General features: G+C 61.1%; 13 protein-coding genes and 1 pseudogene. 9 read left to right on the top strand and 5 right to left on the bottom strand.

Going from position 1 to position 14,219, the window contains the following annotated elements; all coding sequences use genetic code 11:
- Positions 1-43 precede the first annotated feature (43 nt).
- The 3 genes from AB4N33_RS17785 to tldD all read left to right on the top strand — a co-directional run bounded on the left by AB4N33_RS17785 (position 44) and on the right by tldD (position 6,286).
- Positions 44-3,847: a YhdP family protein gene (locus AB4N33_RS17785; protein ID WP_476457891.1), complete on the top strand. Its 3,804-nt coding sequence runs from the start codon at positions 44-46 to the stop codon at positions 3,845-3,847.
- Positions 3,848-3,976: 129 nt separating this feature from the next.
- A complete protein-coding gene (locus AB4N33_RS17780) occupies positions 3,977-4,825 on the top strand; it encodes a carbon-nitrogen hydrolase family protein (protein ID WP_460118124.1) in 849 nt (282 codons plus the stop codon).
- An 18-nt stretch (positions 4,826-4,843) separates the two neighbouring features.
- Entirely contained in the window at positions 4,844-6,286 is a 1,443-nt protein-coding gene (gene tldD, locus AB4N33_RS17775; protein ID WP_460118122.1) for a metalloprotease TldD, read from the top strand.
- Positions 6,287-6,335: 49 nt separating this feature from the next.
- On the opposite strand, the gene yjgA is transcribed toward tldD, so the two are convergent.
- A complete protein-coding gene (yjgA, locus tag AB4N33_RS17770; RefSeq protein ID WP_192309650.1) occupies positions 6,336-6,860 on the bottom strand; it encodes a ribosome biogenesis factor YjgA in 525 nt (174 codons plus the stop codon).
- Positions 6,861-6,968: 108 nt separating this feature from the next.
- Here yjgA and pmbA point away from each other — a divergent pair, with 108 nt between their 5' ends.
- The 6 genes and pseudogenes from pmbA to AB4N33_RS17740 all read left to right on the top strand — a co-directional run bounded on the left by pmbA (position 6,969) and on the right by AB4N33_RS17740 (position 12,235).
- Positions 6,969-8,315, top strand: coding sequence for a metalloprotease PmbA (gene pmbA / locus AB4N33_RS17765; protein ID WP_476457890.1), 1,347 nt, complete (start codon positions 6,969-6,971; stop codon positions 8,313-8,315).
- A gap of 160 nt (positions 8,316-8,475) precedes the next feature.
- The gene (locus AB4N33_RS17760) at positions 8,476-8,883 is read left to right on the top strand and encodes a FagA protein (RefSeq protein ID WP_476457889.1); all 408 of its coding nucleotides are present in this window, start codon (positions 8,476-8,478) and stop codon (positions 8,881-8,883) included.
- The gene (locus tag AB4N33_RS17755) at positions 8,864-10,240 is read left to right on the top strand and encodes a class II fumarate hydratase (RefSeq protein WP_476457888.1); all 1,377 of its coding nucleotides are present in this window, start codon (positions 8,864-8,866) and stop codon (positions 10,238-10,240) included. Before AB4N33_RS17760 ends, AB4N33_RS17755 begins: the two co-directional genes overlap by 20 nt.
- Positions 10,241-10,267: 27 nt before the next feature.
- Positions 10,268-10,698: pseudogene (locus tag AB4N33_RS17750) on the top strand (hypothetical protein).
- A 1-nt stretch (position 10,699) separates the two neighbouring features.
- Entirely contained in the window at positions 10,700-11,311 is a 612-nt protein-coding gene (locus AB4N33_RS17745) for a superoxide dismutase (protein WP_460118114.1), read from the top strand.
- Between the two features lie 30 nt (positions 11,312-11,341).
- Positions 11,342-12,235: a ZIP family metal transporter gene (locus AB4N33_RS17740; RefSeq protein WP_460118112.1), complete on the top strand. Its 894-nt coding sequence runs from the start codon at positions 11,342-11,344 to the stop codon at positions 12,233-12,235.
- 47 nt (positions 12,236-12,282) lie between these two features.
- Here the strand turns inward: AB4N33_RS17740 and AB4N33_RS17735 are convergent, their stop codons facing one another.
- From AB4N33_RS17735 to hpf, 4 genes are read right to left on the bottom strand one after another with little or no spacing between them, the layout of a single operon-like run.
- Positions 12,283-12,555: an HPr family phosphocarrier protein gene (locus AB4N33_RS17735; RefSeq protein ID WP_192309666.1), complete on the bottom strand. Its 273-nt coding sequence runs from the start codon at positions 12,553-12,555 to the stop codon at positions 12,283-12,285.
- A gap of 15 nt (positions 12,556-12,570) precedes the next feature.
- Entirely contained in the window at positions 12,571-13,428 is an 858-nt protein-coding gene (rapZ, locus tag AB4N33_RS17730) for an RNase adapter RapZ (RefSeq protein ID WP_460118110.1), read from the bottom strand.
- A 2-nt stretch (positions 13,429-13,430) separates the two neighbouring features.
- The gene (gene ptsN, locus AB4N33_RS17725) at positions 13,431-13,895 is read right to left on the bottom strand and encodes a PTS IIA-like nitrogen regulatory protein PtsN (protein ID WP_460118108.1); all 465 of its coding nucleotides are present in this window, start codon (positions 13,893-13,895) and stop codon (positions 13,431-13,433) included.
- A gap of 12 nt (positions 13,896-13,907) precedes the next feature.
- Positions 13,908-14,216: a ribosome hibernation-promoting factor, HPF/YfiA family gene (hpf, locus tag AB4N33_RS17720; protein ID WP_368557050.1), complete on the bottom strand. Its 309-nt coding sequence runs from the start codon at positions 14,214-14,216 to the stop codon at positions 13,908-13,910.
- Between the last annotated feature and the right edge of the window lie 3 nt (positions 14,217-14,219).

Below are 14,219 nucleotides of genomic sequence, written 5' to 3'. Positions count from 1 at the left end.
GCCTCAGCTTGTCGCAGTTTTCTTGCCATGGGAGCCAACTGACATGGACCGTCTGACACGCCTCATGGCCGTGCTGACCCGCTGGGGACTGGGCCTGTGCGCGTTGGTTTTGGTGTTGATGGCGCTGTATGTCAGCCTGGGGCGTGAACTGACGCCGCTGGTAGCCGAATACCAGGCCGAAGTCGAAGCCAAGGGCAGCGCAGCCCTGGGTATGCCACTGAACATCGGATCGCTGGAAGGCAGTTGGGCGGGTTTCGCGCCGATTCTGTTCGCCCGCGACGTCATGGTCGGTGAGGGCGCCAACGCCTTGCACCTGGATCAGGTGCGCGTGGTGCCGGATATCTGGGCCAGCCTGCTGGCGCGTGAAGTGCGCATCGCCCACCTCGAGCTCAACGGCCTGAAAATCAACCTCAAGGAAGGCGAAGACAGTCATTGGGCGCTGGAAGGTTTGCCGGTGCAGGGGGACCAGCCACTGGACCCCGAGCAGTTGCTCAATCGTATGCAAATCGTGCAGCAGTTGTCGGTGCTCGACAGCCAGGTGACTCTGCAGCCGCTGGACCAGCCGCCGCTGACCTTTACCTACGTGGGGCTGAACCTGAAAACCGGTGCGTACCGCCAGCGCCTCGATGCGCGGCTGAACCTGCCTGATGGCCAGCCGGTAGCGATGAGCCTGCGCACCCGTATTCGCGCCAGCCAGTGGCAGGATGGCGAAGTGGACGCTTATTTGAGCCTGCCGCAAAGCGATTGGTCGAAATGGTTGCCCAAACGCGTGACCCGGCAATGGGATTTTTCCCGGATCAAGGCCGGCGGGGAACTCTGGTTCAACTGGAACAAGGGTGCTTTGCAAAGTGGTGCGGTGCGCTTGAATGCGCCGTTGCTCAAGGGTGCCTACGCCGAACGCAAGCCTGTCCAGATCAACAATCTGGCGCTCAACGGTTACTTCCAACGCAGCTCCGAAGGCTTGCTGATGACCGTGGATTCCCTGGCCATGAACGTTGGCGAAACCCGCTGGGAATCGCGCCTGCAATTGCGCCAGAGTGTGGCGACCGACAAGGTCGAAGAACTTTGGCATCTGCAAGCCGACCGCCTCGACCTGACCCCGCTGACACCCTTGCTCAATGCCCTGGCGCCCCTCCCCCAGGGCGTTGCCACGGCGGTTGAGCGGCTCAAGGTGACCGGTGGGCTGCGCAACGTGCTGCTCGATTTCCGCCCCAATGCCACCGACGACACCAAGGTCAGCTTTGCCGCCAACCTCGACCAGGTCGGTTTTGACGCCTACCACGGCGCGCCGGCAGCGCGAAACGTCAGCGGCAGTATCAGCGGCGATCTGGGTCACGGCGAACTGCGCATGGACAGCAAGGATTTTGTCCTGCATCTGGACCCGATCTTCGCCAAGCCATGGCAATACATCCAGGCCAATGCGCGGCTGACCTGGAAGCTCGACAAGGAAGGCTTCACCCTGATTGCGCCCTATCTGAAGGTGCTGGGCGAGGAGGGCAAGATCGCCGGTGACTTCCTGATCCGCCTGCATTTCGACCACACTCAGGAAGACTACATGGACCTGCGGGTCGGCCTGGTGGAAGGGGATGGCAAATACACCGCCAAATACCTGCCGCAGGTGCTCAGCCCGGAACTGGATGAATGGTTGCGAACGGCGATCCTGAAGGGCGCCGTGGATCAGGGTTTTTTCCAGTATCAGGGCTCGCTCAACCATGGCGCTGCCGACGCAGATCGCAGCATCAGCCTGTTCTTCAAGGTGCATGATGCCGAACTGGCCTTCCAGCCCGGTTGGCCACATGTCAGCAAGGTCAGTGGCGATGTGTTCATCGAAGACAGTGGCGTGCGAATTCTGGCGAGCAAAGGCCAATTGCTCGACACCCAGGTCAGCGACATCTACGTCAATATCCCCCATGCACCGGCCGGACAAAGTGTTCACCTGTTGCTCGACGGCGGGTTCGAGGGTGGCCTGGGCGATGGCTTGAAAATCCTCCAGGAGGCACCGATAGGCACTGCGGACACCTTTGCCGGCTGGCAAGGTGAAGGGGACCTCTCCGGGAAGTTGAAGCTGGACATCCCGCTGGCCAAGGGTGAGGAGCCCAAGATCCTGGTCGACTTCAAGACCGCCAAGGCGCGTTTGAAACTCGCCGAGCCAGCCCTTGAACTGACACAGCTCAAGGGCGATTTCCGCTTCGACAGTGCCAAGGGGCTGAGCGGACAAAACATCAGCGCCCGCGCTTTTGATCGACCGGTTACGGCGCAGATTTTCGCGGACGGCAGCCCTGGCAAGATCAAGACGAGAGTGGCTGCCTCGGGGCAGGTGGAGGTCAAGAAGCTCACCGACTGGCTGAGCGTGACCCAACCGTTGCCGGTGTCCGGGTTGATTCCCTACCAACTGCAATTGAACCTGGGCGGCGATGACAGTCAGTTGATGGTCAATTCCAGTCTCAAGGGCGTGGCCGTCGATTTGCCGGCGCCGTTCGGCATGACTGCGGATGTCGGGCGCGACACGATGTTCCGCATGACCCTGCAAGGGCAGGAGCGTCGGTACTGGGCCAGGTACGGCGAGTTGGCGAGTTTCACCTTTGCGGCGCAGCCCGCCAGCTTCGCCGACGGTCGTGGCGAGTTGTTCCTTGGCAATGGCGAGGCGGTCCTACCCGGTGCCAAGGGCCTGCGGGTCCGTGGTTCGTTGTCCGAGCTGGACGTCGGCCCCTGGAAAGACCTGGTGGACAAGTACGCCGGGCAGGATCCAGGCAGCAGCGCCAAGCAGTTGCTCAGTAGCGTTGACGTCAAAGTCGGTAAGCTCAGCGGTTTAGGCACCACGCTGGATCAGGCGTCGGTGCAATTGAATCGCAAGCCGGCCGCTTGGGCCTTGCAACTCGACAGCCAGCAGGTGAAGGGCAGCGTCGGTATCCCCGATGCGAAAGCCGCGCCGATAGCGGTGAACCTGCAATCGGTGCGTTTGCCGGCGCCGGATCCGACGGTCCAGGCCGATGAAAACGCCCCGGACCCGCTGGCCAACGTCGATCCGACGAAGATTCCCGCTCTGGATATCACCATCAATCAGTTGTTTCTGGGACCTGACCTGGTGGGTGGCTGGTCACTGAAAGTGCGCCCGACCGGCAAGGGCATCAACCTCAATACCATGGATATGGGGCTCAAGGGCATTCTGTTGCAGGGTGACGGTGGGTGGGAAGGCGCGCCCGGCGCATCAGCCAGTTGGTTCAAGGGGCGCGCCAGCGGCAAGAACCTGGCCGATGTACTCAAGGGCTGGGGGTTTGCGCCGAGCGTCACCAGTGAGGATTTCCACATGGACATCGACGGGCGGTGGCCCGGTTCACCGGCGTGGCTCGCCACCAAGCGGTTCTCGGGCACTCTCGACGCGTCGCTCAATAAAGGTCAGTTCGTCGAAGTCGAGGGCAGCGCCCAGGCATTGCGGGTGTTTGGCCTGCTCAACTTCAATTCCATCGGACGCCGCTTGCGCCTGGACTTTTCCGACCTGTTCGGCAAAGGGTTGAGCTACGATCGGGTCAAGGGGCTCTTGACGGCTACGAACGGCGTCTATGTGACCAGCAAGCCGATCGTGATGACAGGGCCATCGAGTAACGTGGAACTGGATGGCACGCTCAGTCTGGTGGACGAGAAGATCGACGCCAAGCTCCTGGTGACACTGCCGGTGACCAATAACTTGCCGATTGCTGCTCTGATCGTTGGCGCCCCGGCTGTCGGCGGCGCGTTGTTCCTCATCGACAAGCTGATCGGTGACCGCGTGGCGCGTTTCGCGAGTGTAAAATACACCGTCAAAGGGCCCTACAAAGAGCCGCAAATTACCTTCGACAAGCCGTTTTGAATCACGCCTGTCTGTAGGAGCGAGCTTGCTCGCGATGGCCGTCAACGATAACGCTATACACCTGACGCCCTCTGTGTCTGTGAATCCATCGCGAGCAAGCTCGCTCCTACAGGTCCCAAGGAATAGCCCATGTCCCTAGCGGTGATTCAAATGGTCAGCCAGAGCGATGTGCTGGCCAACCTGGTACAGGCCCGTCGCCTGCTCGAGCGGGCCGCTGCCCAGGGCGCGAAGCTGGCCGTGCTGCCGGAAAACTTCGCTGCCATGGGGCGTCGTGATATTGCCGAAATCGGCCGGGCCGAAGCGCTGGGTGAAGGTCCTATCCTGCCCTGGTTGAAACAGACCGCCCGCGACCTCAAGTTATGGATAGTGGCTGGCACATTGCCGTTGCCGCCGGCGGATCAACCGACGGCCAAAGTGCACGCCTGCTCGTTGCTGGTCGACGATCAGGGCGAAATAGTGGCCCGCTACGACAAGCTGCACCTGTTCGATGTGGATGTGGCGGATAATCGTGGGCGTTATCGTGAATCCGATGACTATGCTTTTGGAAGTGGTGTCGTGGTGGCGGATACGCCCGTCGGCCGGTTGGGCCTGACAGTGTGTTACGACCTGCGCTTCCCCGAGCTGTACAGTGAATTGCGTGCCGCCGGTGCCGAGTTGATCACCGCCCCGTCGGCCTTTACCGCCGTCACGGGGGCGGCGCATTGGGAAGTACTGATTCGTGCCCGGGCCATCGAAACACAATGTTATGTGCTCGCGGCTGCCCAGGGGGGAACGCACCCCGGGCCGCGAGAAACCTGGGGGCATGCGGCGATTGTCGACCCATGGGGCCGGATACTGGCACAACAGGATCAAGGCGAAGCCGTGCTGCTGGCTGAACGCGATAGCAGCGAACAGGCGTCCATCAGGGCGCGGATGCCGGTGTCCAATCACCGGCGCTTTTTCTCGCAGGGCGCCCGGCGACCTGCCTCAGAACGATGAATTTAAGGCGTAAAGCATATGAGCGAGTTGTTGTCCTCAGTCAGTGAACACCTTCTGGCGCCCGGTGGCGTCACCCTCGAGAGCCTGCAAGGTGTGCTCGGCGACCTGGCCGGCCCGGGCATCGATGCTGCCGACCTGTATTTCCAGGGGCAAATTTCCGAGTCGTGGGCGCTGGAAGACGGGATCGTCAAGGAAGGCAGCTTCAACCTTGATCAAGGCGTGGGCGTGCGCGCGCAATCGGGTGAAAAAACCGGTTTCGCCTACAGCAACGCCATCACCCTGGAAGCGTTGGGCGCGGCGTCCCGCGCCGCCCGTTCCATCTCCCGCGCCGGTCAGAACGGCACGGTGCAGGCATTCACTGCGCAGGATGTCGCGCAGTTATACGCGCCGGACAATCCTCTGGAAGTGCTGAGCCGTGCCGAAAAAGTCGAGTTGCTCAAGCGCATCGACGTTGCGACCCGCGCCCTCGACCCCCGTATCCAGCAAGTGACCGTGAGCATGGCCGGGGTCTGGGAGCGCATCCTGGTAGCCGCCACCGACGGCAGCCTGGCAGCGGATGTGCGTCCGCTGGTGCGTTTCAATGTCAGCGTGATCGTTGAGCAGAACGGTCGTCGCGAGCGCGGTGGGCATGGTGGCGGCGGTCGTACCGACTACCGTTATTTCCTCGCCGAAGACCGCGCCATGGGGTATGCCCGTGAAGCGTTGCGTCAGGCATTGGTCAATCTGGAGGCCATTCCAGCGCCGGCCGGTACATTGCCGGTGGTGCTGGGTTCGGGGTGGTCCGGCGTGCTGCTGCACGAGGCGGTGGGCCACGGCCTGGAAGGCGATTTCAACCGCAAGGGCAGCTCTGCCTACAGCGGTCGCATGGGTGAAATGGTTGCGTCGAAACTCTGCACCATCGTCGATGACGGCACGCTGGCCGGTCGTCGCGGGTCGCTGAGCGTCGATGACGAAGGTACGCCCACCGAGTGCACCACGCTGATCGAAAATGGCGTGCTCAAGGGTTACATGCAGGACAAGCTCAACGCTCGCCTGATGGGCGTGGCGCGCACCGGCAACGGTCGTCGCGAGTCTTACGCGCACCTGCCGATGCCGCGCATGACCAACACCTACATGCTGGCGGGCGAAAGCGATCCGGCGGAAATCATCGCCTCGGTGAAACGCGGTATCTACTGCGCCAACCTCGGCGGTGGCCAGGTCGATATCACCAGTGGCAAGTTCGTGTTCTCCACCAGCGAGGCCTACCTGATCGAGGACGGCAAGATTACTGCGCCGGTCAAGGGCGCGACCTTGATTGGCAACGGCCCGGAAGCGATGAGCAAGGTGTCGATGGTCGGCAACGACCTGTCGCTGGACAGCGGCGTGGGCACGTGCGGCAAGGATGGGCAGTCGGTGCCGGTAGGTGTCGGCCAGCCAACGTTGAAAATCGACGCGATCACCGTGGGTGGCACGGGCGCGTAGGGCGTGGAGCTGCAGGTGAGTTGCCTTGGCAACTCACCCGCTCGGACACTCAGCGCAGGCCGCGTTGGGTCTCGTCCAGCTCACGGATGTATTTGAAGATTTTACGGCTCGACGCAGGAGGCTTGTTTTGCGCCACCTCGTGCTGGGCCTGGCGGATCAGGGAACGTAGCTGCTGGCGATCGGCGTCCGGGTATTCGGAAACGAATTTTTCCAGTACGGCATCGTCACCGGCAATCAGGCGATCGCGCCAGCGTTCCAGGTTATGGAAACGTTCATTGTATTGGCGAGTGGAGGCATCGAGTTGATCGAGCAGTACCAGAATCGCGTCAGTGTCCTGATCGCGCATCAGTTTGCCGATGAACTGCAGGTGCCGTTTACGCGCGATGTGCGCAACGTGCTTGGGCGCATCCGCCAGGGCCCGGCGCAAGGCGTCGGTCAGGGGCAGTTTTGCCAGCAAGTCAGGCTTGAGTGTTGTAAGGCGCTCGCCGAGGTCAACCAGAGCATGCAGCTCGCGTTTGACCTGGGATTTGCTTTTTTCTCCCGTATCGAGGGAGTCGTCGTAAGAATCAACCATGGTGGCCGTCCGCAAGAAAACGCCGCCATGATAACCAGTCGGGGGCCGCTTGTCCGGCCCGGTCGCTCGAAGGCCTACACCGACAGCAGAATTTGAGTGGAGAACAGCATGAGTGCAGTTGAAAGCGTCGGCCCCCAAGCATTGCCGGCACTGCAGGAGCAAGTCGAGCAGATCATCGCCGAAGCCAAGCGCCAGGGCGCCAGTGCCTGCGAAGTGGCGGTGTCACTGGAGCAGGGCCTGTCGACTTCGGTACGCCAACGCGAAGTCGAAACGGTCGAGTTCAACCGCGACCAGGGTTTTGGCATCACGCTGTATGTGGGCCAGCGCAAAGGCTCGGCCAGCACCTCGGCCAGTGGGCCACAAGCCATTCGCGAAACCGTCGCCGCGGCACTGGCCATCGCCAAACACACTTCCGAAGACGAAGCGTCCGGGCTGGCCGATGCCGCATTGATGGCCAGGGATCTGCAGGATTTTGATCTTTTCCACCAATGGGACATCACGCCGGAGCAGGCCATCGAGAAGGCCTTGATCTGCGAGGCGGCCGCCTTTGACGCCGACCCACGGATCAAGAACGCTGACGGCACCACGCTGAGCACCCATCAGGGCTGCCGTGTCTACGGCAACAGCCATGGCTTCATCGGTGGTTATGCGTCGACGCGCCATAGCCTGAGCTGCGTCATGATTGCCGAGGCCGATGGCCAGATGCAGCGCGATTATTGGTATGACGTGAATCGCCTGGGCAATTTGCTCGCCGATCCGGTGAGCATTGGCCAGCGTGCGGCGCAACGGGCGGTAAGCCGTTTGGGCGCGCGTCCGGTGCCGACCTGTGAAGTGCCGGTGCTGTTTTCCGCCGAGCTGGCCGGTGGCTTGTTCGGCAGTTTTCTTTCGGCGATTTCCGGTGGCAGCCTTTACCGTAAATCCTCGTTCCTGGAAGGCTCTCTCGGGCAGAAGCTGTTCCCCGAGTGGCTGACCATCGATGAGCGACCGCATCTGGCCCGTGCCTTGGGCAGTGCCTCGTTCGACGGTGATGGTCTGGCCACTTACGCCAAGCCGTTCGTCGAAAAGGGTGAGCTGGTGTCCTACATCCTCGGCACTTATTCCGGTCGCAAGCTGGGCATGCCGAGTACCGCCAACGCGGGTGGCGTGCACAACCTGTTCGTCACCCATGGCGACGAAGACCAGGCGGCCTTGCTGCGGCGCATGGGCCGTGGGCTGCTGGTGACCGAACTGATGGGCCATGGCCTGAACATGGTCACCGGCGATTACTCGCGGGGCGCCGCAGGCTACTGGGTGGAAAACGGCGAAATCCAGTTCGCGGTCCAGGAAGTCACCATCGCCGGCAACATGCGCGACATGTTCAAACAGATTGTCGCAGTGGGTAACGATCTGGAACTGCGCAGCAACATCCGCACCGGCTCGGTGCTGATCGAGCGGATGACGGTGGCGGGTAGCTAAAACCGCTCATCGCATGACAAAGGCGCGCCACCCATTGGGTGGCGCGCCTTTTTTGTTGGCCGGACACCTCCCACAAAGAAATGACATACATCTGTGCAGGCTTGTTTCGGTTCTCATTATCATCTAATAATAAATCTCATTATCGAATGAGCCCAGTATCATGAGTTCTGCCTTGCACGAGCATCCGTACCTCGACAGCTGGCGCTGGATGAGTCGCCAGATTCGGTGTGCGCTGGACCCTGACGAGCCCCGCCTGATTGAACATTACCTGGCCGAAGGGCGCTACCTGGCGTGTTGCACGGCCACTTCACCCTGGACCATCGCCGAAACCACTTTCCGTCTGCTGCTCGACACCGCCGCCGATGTTGCGCTGCCTTGGCACTGGCGCACGTTCTGCCTGGATCAGGCGTGGCGCCCACTGCGCGATCTCGAACGCCTGTCGCTGTGCAAGTGCCGCCTCAAGCGCTGGCAGAGCTACACCTGGCAACTGGCGACCTGCGAGTTGCAACCCTCGATTCCCCTCATAGAACTGGTGCAAGGATTTTCTGATGAACAAGACTCGTATTGAGCGCGACAGCATGGGCGAGCTGCAGGTCCCGGTGGACGCACTTTACGGCGCACAGACCCAGCGTGCTGTGGATAACTTCCCGATCAGCGGCAAGCCGATGCCGACGCAGTTCATCCGTGCGTTGATCCTGGCCAAGGCCGCCGCCGCTCGTGCCAACATCGAACTCGAGCAGATCAGCGAAGCCCAGGGCAGTGCCATCGTCGAAGTCGCACTGGAACTGCTCAAGGGCGATTTCATGCAGCACTTCCCGGTGGACATCTTCCAGACCGGGTCCGGCACCAGCTCCAACATGAACGCCAACGAAGTGATCGCGACCCTCGCCAGCCGCCGGCTCGGCGAGTCGGTGAACCCCAACGACCACGTCAATTGCGGCCAGAGCAGCAACGACATTATCCCGACTACCATCCACGTCAGCGCGGCGCTGGCCTTGCATGAGCAACTGCTGCCGGCGTTGACGCGCCTGGTGCAGGTGATCGAGCACAAGGCGCAGGAGGTTCATCACCACGTCAAAACCGGCCGCACCCATTTGACGGACGCGATGCCGGTACGTATGAGCCAGGTGCTCAACGGCTGGGCGCAACAACTCAAAGCCAATATCGCTCATCTGCAAGGCCTGCTGCCGAGCCTGCAATCGCTGGCGCAGGGCGGCACGGCGGTCGGGACCGGAATCAACGCACACCCGCAGTTCGCCGCTCGGTTCAGCCAGCAACTGAGCAAGCTGACCCAGGTGCAATTCCAGCCGGGCACCAACCTGTTCGCCCTGATCGGCTCCCAGGACACCGCCGTGGCCGTTTCGGGGCAACTGAAAACCACTGCTGTGTCGTTGATGAAGATCGCCAACGATCTGCGCTGGATGAACTCCGGTCCGCTGGCGGGTCTGGGTGAAATCGAACTTGAGGCCTTGCAGCCGGGGTCGTCGATCATGCCGGGCAAGGTTAACCCGGTCATCCCGGAGGCCACCGCGATGGTCGCTGCGCAAGTGATCGGCAACGATACGGTCATCGCGATTGCCGGTCAGTCCGGTAATTTCGAACTGAACGTGATGCTGCCAATCATCGCCCAGAACCTGCTGAGCAGCATCGAGTTACTGGCCAACTCCAGCCATCTGCTGGGTGAAAAGGCCATCGCCAGCTTCAAGGTCAACGACGCCCGTCTCAAGGAGGCGTTGTCGCGCAACCCGATCCTGGTGACCGCGCTCAACCCGATCATCGGTTACCAAAAAGCCGCTGAAATTGCCAAGAAGGCTTACCAGCAAGGTCGTCCGGTGATCGATGTCGCCCTGGAGCACACCGACCTGAAACGCGGCCAACTGGAAGAACTGCTCAATCCGGAAAAACTCACCGCAGGCGGCGTGTAACCACTGCCATCGCTTTGGAGGCTCATCATGGAACACTGGAAACGCACAATCGAAAGGGCAAACCGCTGTTTCATGCAGGGCGAACTGGTGGATGCCCGCGAGGCCTACCTGCAAGCACTCGCACTGGCGCAGGTGCTGTTCGAGCGGTGGCCGGATGCCGATGAGGCGGTGGCGGCCTGCGTGATTTCCCATCACAACCTGGCGGACCTGCACCTGAGTCTGAACCAGCCGGAGGAGAGTGCCGAGTACCTGTGCGCCATCCACCAACGGTTGCTCAAGACCCTACAGGACCCGCGCCTTTCGCCGGCGCTGCGTGAAGCAGCGTTGCGCCAGAGCAGCAAAACCTACGTCGAGCTGCTGAATTTCATCAGCGAACACGGCGAGTATCCCCGTACCCATCGCCTGCTGCACATGGACGCCGCGTCGCCGTCCACCCCCTTCATCACGGAGTTCATTGAAATGGCCTTTAGCTTGCCCGCCTTGCCGTACGCGTACGATGCCCTGGAGCCTCACATCGATGCGCAAACCATGGAAATCCACTACACCAAGCATCATCAAACCTACATCAACAACCTCAACGCTGCCGTCGAGGGCACCGAGTTCGCTGAATGGCCGGTGGAGAAACTCGTGGCAGCCGTGCAGCAACTGCCGGAAAACCTGCGCGCCGCCGTCATCAACCAGGGCGGCGGCCATGCCAACCATTCATTGTTCTGGGAAGTCATGGTGCCCAACGGCGGCGGCCAGCCGGATGGCGAGTTGGCCAAGGCGATCGACGAGCAATTGGGCGGCCTCGATCGCTTCAAGGAAGCCTTCACCAAGGCGGCGCTGACCCGCTTCGGCAGTGGCTGGGCCTGGCTGAGCGTGACCCCGCAAAAGACCCTGATAGTGGAAAGCAGTGGCAACCAGGACAGTCCATTGATGAGTGGCAATACGCCGATACTCGGTCTGGACGTCTGGGAACACGCCTATTACCTGCAATACCAGAACCGTCGGCCTGAATACATCAACGCTTTTTACAACGTGATCAATTGGCCAGAAGTCGCTGCGCGCTATCAGGCTGCACTGGTTTAAGGCTCCTATAACAACAATCCAGGGCTGATTATGGGCACTGAAACACTGGCGACCGGAAGTGGGCGGATGTTTCGCTATGCGTTGGGGTCGCTTTTACTCCTGGCGGGCATGAGCTTGCTGGTTGCCCAGGGCCTCACGTGGTTGGGGCTTGAGCCGAAACTGTTGCGCGCGTTACAGGGCGGTGCGATCTGCGCGCTGGGCACGGCATTGGGTGCAGTGCCGGTGTTGGTGATCCGGCGCATGCCCCAGGCGCTCAGTGACACGCTGCTCGGCTTTGGTGCCGGTGTGATGCTTGCGGCAACAGCATTTTCGCTGATCGCTCCGGGTATCTCTGCGGCCGAGAACCTCGGGCTGACCCCTTGGGCGGCCAGCGGGCTGATCAGTTTTGGCATCCTGCTGGGCGCGTTCGGGTTGTTCCTGGTGGATCGGAAAGTCTCCGGTGCGTCACCGGAAATGCTCGTTGGTACACCGCAGCGACCGGTCATCCCGCCACGGATCTGGTTGTTCGTGTTTGCCATCGTCGCTCACAACATTCCCGAAGGCATGGCTGTGGGCGTTTCTGCGGGGGGCGGCATGCCCGACGCCGACAGCCTGGCCATGGGTATCGCTTTGCAAGATGTGCCAGAAGGGTTGGTCATCGCGTTGGTATTGGCAGGGGCGGGCATGTCGCGAGTGAAGGCATTCCTGATCGGCGCGGCGTCCGGATTGGTCGAACCGGTCTTTGCCCTGTTGTGCGCCTGGCTGGTCAGCCTGGCCGAGTTGATCTTGCCGTTGGGCCTGGCGTTGGCTGCTGGGGCCATGCTGTTGGTGGTCACCCATGAAGTCATCCCGGAGTCGCGCCGCCATGGTCACGACAAGTTGGCGAGCCTTGGCCTGCTGGTCGGGTTCTGTCTGATGATGGTGATGGATACAGCGCTGGCTTAGCGGGGAGGGTGTAGCAGCGGCACAGGCCCGTTGCTACAGGTTGCTCGTTACTCGCCTTCGTCGAAATAGTTGTTGATCAACGCCACCAGCGCATCGAGCGCTTCCTGTTCCTGTTCGCCTTCGGTGCTCAGGTGGATTTTGGTGCCCTTGCCCGCGGCGAGCATCATCATGGCCATGATGCTTTTTCCGTCGACCATGGACGTCGGTGTACGTCCGGCCCTGATCTGGCAAGGAAACTGGCCTGCCACGCCGACGAACTTGGCGGAAGCGCGGGCATGCAGGCCCAGCTTGTTGATGATTTCAATTTCCAGAGCAGGCATCGCGATGTGAATCCTTTAGCTGAGGTCGCGGTGGCGGACCTGGACGTTCTTCAGAGTTTTTTGCAGGACCTGGCCCAGACGTTCAGTCAGGTAGACGGACCGATGATGTCCGCCTGTGCAACCAATGGCAATGGTGACGTAGGCGCGGTTGCTGGCGGCGAAGCGGGGCAACCATTTGAGCAGGTACGTGGAAATGTCCTGGTACATCTCCTCGACGTCCGGCTGGGCGGCCAGGTATTCGGCTACCGGCTGATCGAGCCCGGATTGCTCGCGCAATTCAGGCTTCCAATAAGGGTTGGGCAGGCAGCGTACGTCGAATACCAGGTCGGCATCTACCGGCATACCGCGCTTGAATCCGAATGACTCCACGAGGAACGCCGTGCCGGGTTCTGGCTGGTTCAGCAGGCGCAGCTTGATGGTATCGCGCAACTGATACAGGTTAAGACTGGTGGTATTGACCTTGAGGTCAGCGAGGTCGGCAATCGGCCCGAGCAGTGCTGTCTCATCGGTGATCGCCTCGGCCAGTGAGCGATTGGCGCTGCTCAGTGGGTGACGGCGACGGGTTTCCGAAAAACGTTTGAGCAGCGTCTCTTCGTCGGCATCCAGATACAGCACATCCACCTGGATATGCCGGCTGCGGACTTCTTCGAGCAGTTCCGGGAAACGGCTCAAGTGGCTTGGCAGGTTACGCGCGTCAATGGAGACGGCCACCAGCGGTTGCGTCAGTTCGGTGTGGATCAGCGCGCGTTCAGCCAGTTCCGGCAGCAGCCCGGCGGGCAGGTTGTCGATGCAGTAGTAGCCGTTGTCTTCGAGCACATCGAGCGCGGTACTTTTACCTGAGCCGGAGCGGCCACTGACGATGATCAAGCGCATGATTAGTGCCCGTTTTGCTCGTCCAGGACAACCTGATACAAGGCTTCATTGCTCGCGGCGCTGCGCAGGCGATCACGGACTTCCTTGCGATCGAGCATGCTGGCGATCTGGCGGAGCAACTCAAGGTGCGCATCGGTAGCAGCTTCCGGGACCAGCAGCACAAACAACAGGTCTACCGGCGCGCCGTCGATGGCGTCGAAATCGATGGGTGCATCCAGGTGCATCAAGGCGCTGACGGGCGAGGTGCAACCCTTGAGCCGGCAGTGCGGAATGGCGATGCCGTTGCCAAAACCGGTCGAGCCGAGTTTTTCACGGGCGATCAGTGCCTCGAAGACATCTTGCATCTCCAGATCGGGGACTTCCCGTGCGATCAGGTTGGCAATTTGCTCAAGGGCTTTCTTTTTGCTGCCGCCCGGCACGTTCACGAGGGAACGGCCGGGGGTCAGTATGCTTTCAAGTCGGATCATGGGTAGGGAGTGTTAACGACCGGTTGCGCCCTGGAGGAGGCTCTGGGTCTTTTCCTTATGCTTTTTGAGTTGTTTATCCAGCTTGTCGGTCAGTGCGTCGATGGCCGCGTACATATCGGTATGTTCCGCGTTGGCGACCACTTCACCGCCAGGAATATGCAAGGTGGCTTCGATTTTCTGTTTGAGCTTTTCGACGGTCATCGTGACCTGGACATTGGTGATCTTGTCGAAGTGTCGCTCCAGCCGATCGAGTTTTTCGCCGATGTAGGTGCGAAGAGGTTCGGTCACTTCCAGTTGGTGTCCACTGATGTTGACTTGCATACA

This window comes from Pseudomonas sp. S1_E05, assembly GCF_056337105.1.
The sequence above is the reverse complement of the archived record's forward strand: the minus strand, read 5'-3'. Positions and strand labels throughout refer to the sequence as shown.

Coding starts and splice junctions, on each gene's coding strand:
- tldD (WP_460118122.1), top strand. CDS start 4,844: ATGAGCGAGTTGTTGTCCTCAGTCAGTGAACACCTTCTGGCGCCCGGT.
- yjgA (WP_192309650.1), bottom strand. CDS start 6,860: ATGGTTGATTCTTACGACGACTCCCTCGATACGGGAGAAAAAAGCAAA.
- AB4N33_RS17755 (WP_476457888.1), top strand. CDS start 8,864: ATGAACAAGACTCGTATTGAGCGCGACAGCATGGGCGAGCTGCAGGTC.
- AB4N33_RS17745 (WP_460118114.1), top strand. CDS start 10,700: ATGGCCTTTAGCTTGCCCGCCTTGCCGTACGCGTACGATGCCCTGGAG.
- AB4N33_RS17785 (WP_476457891.1), top strand. CDS start 44: ATGGACCGTCTGACACGCCTCATGGCCGTGCTGACCCGCTGGGGACTG.
- rapZ (WP_460118110.1), bottom strand. CDS start 13,428: ATGCGCTTGATCATCGTCAGTGGCCGCTCCGGCTCAGGTAAAAGTACC.
- AB4N33_RS17760 (WP_476457889.1), top strand. CDS start 8,476: ATGAGTTCTGCCTTGCACGAGCATCCGTACCTCGACAGCTGGCGCTGG.
- ptsN (WP_460118108.1), bottom strand. CDS start 13,895: ATGATCCGACTTGAAAGCATACTGACCCCCGGCCGTTCCCTCGTGAAC.
- pmbA (WP_476457890.1), top strand. CDS start 6,969: ATGAGTGCAGTTGAAAGCGTCGGCCCCCAAGCATTGCCGGCACTGCAG.
- AB4N33_RS17780 (WP_460118124.1), top strand. CDS start 3,977: ATGTCCCTAGCGGTGATTCAAATGGTCAGCCAGAGCGATGTGCTGGCC.
- hpf (WP_368557050.1), bottom strand. CDS start 14,216: ATGCAAGTCAACATCAGTGGACACCAACTGGAAGTGACCGAACCTCTT.
- AB4N33_RS17740 (WP_460118112.1), top strand. CDS start 11,342: ATGGGCACTGAAACACTGGCGACCGGAAGTGGGCGGATGTTTCGCTAT.
- AB4N33_RS17735 (WP_192309666.1), bottom strand. CDS start 12,555: ATGCCTGCTCTGGAAATTGAAATCATCAACAAGCTGGGCCTGCATGCC.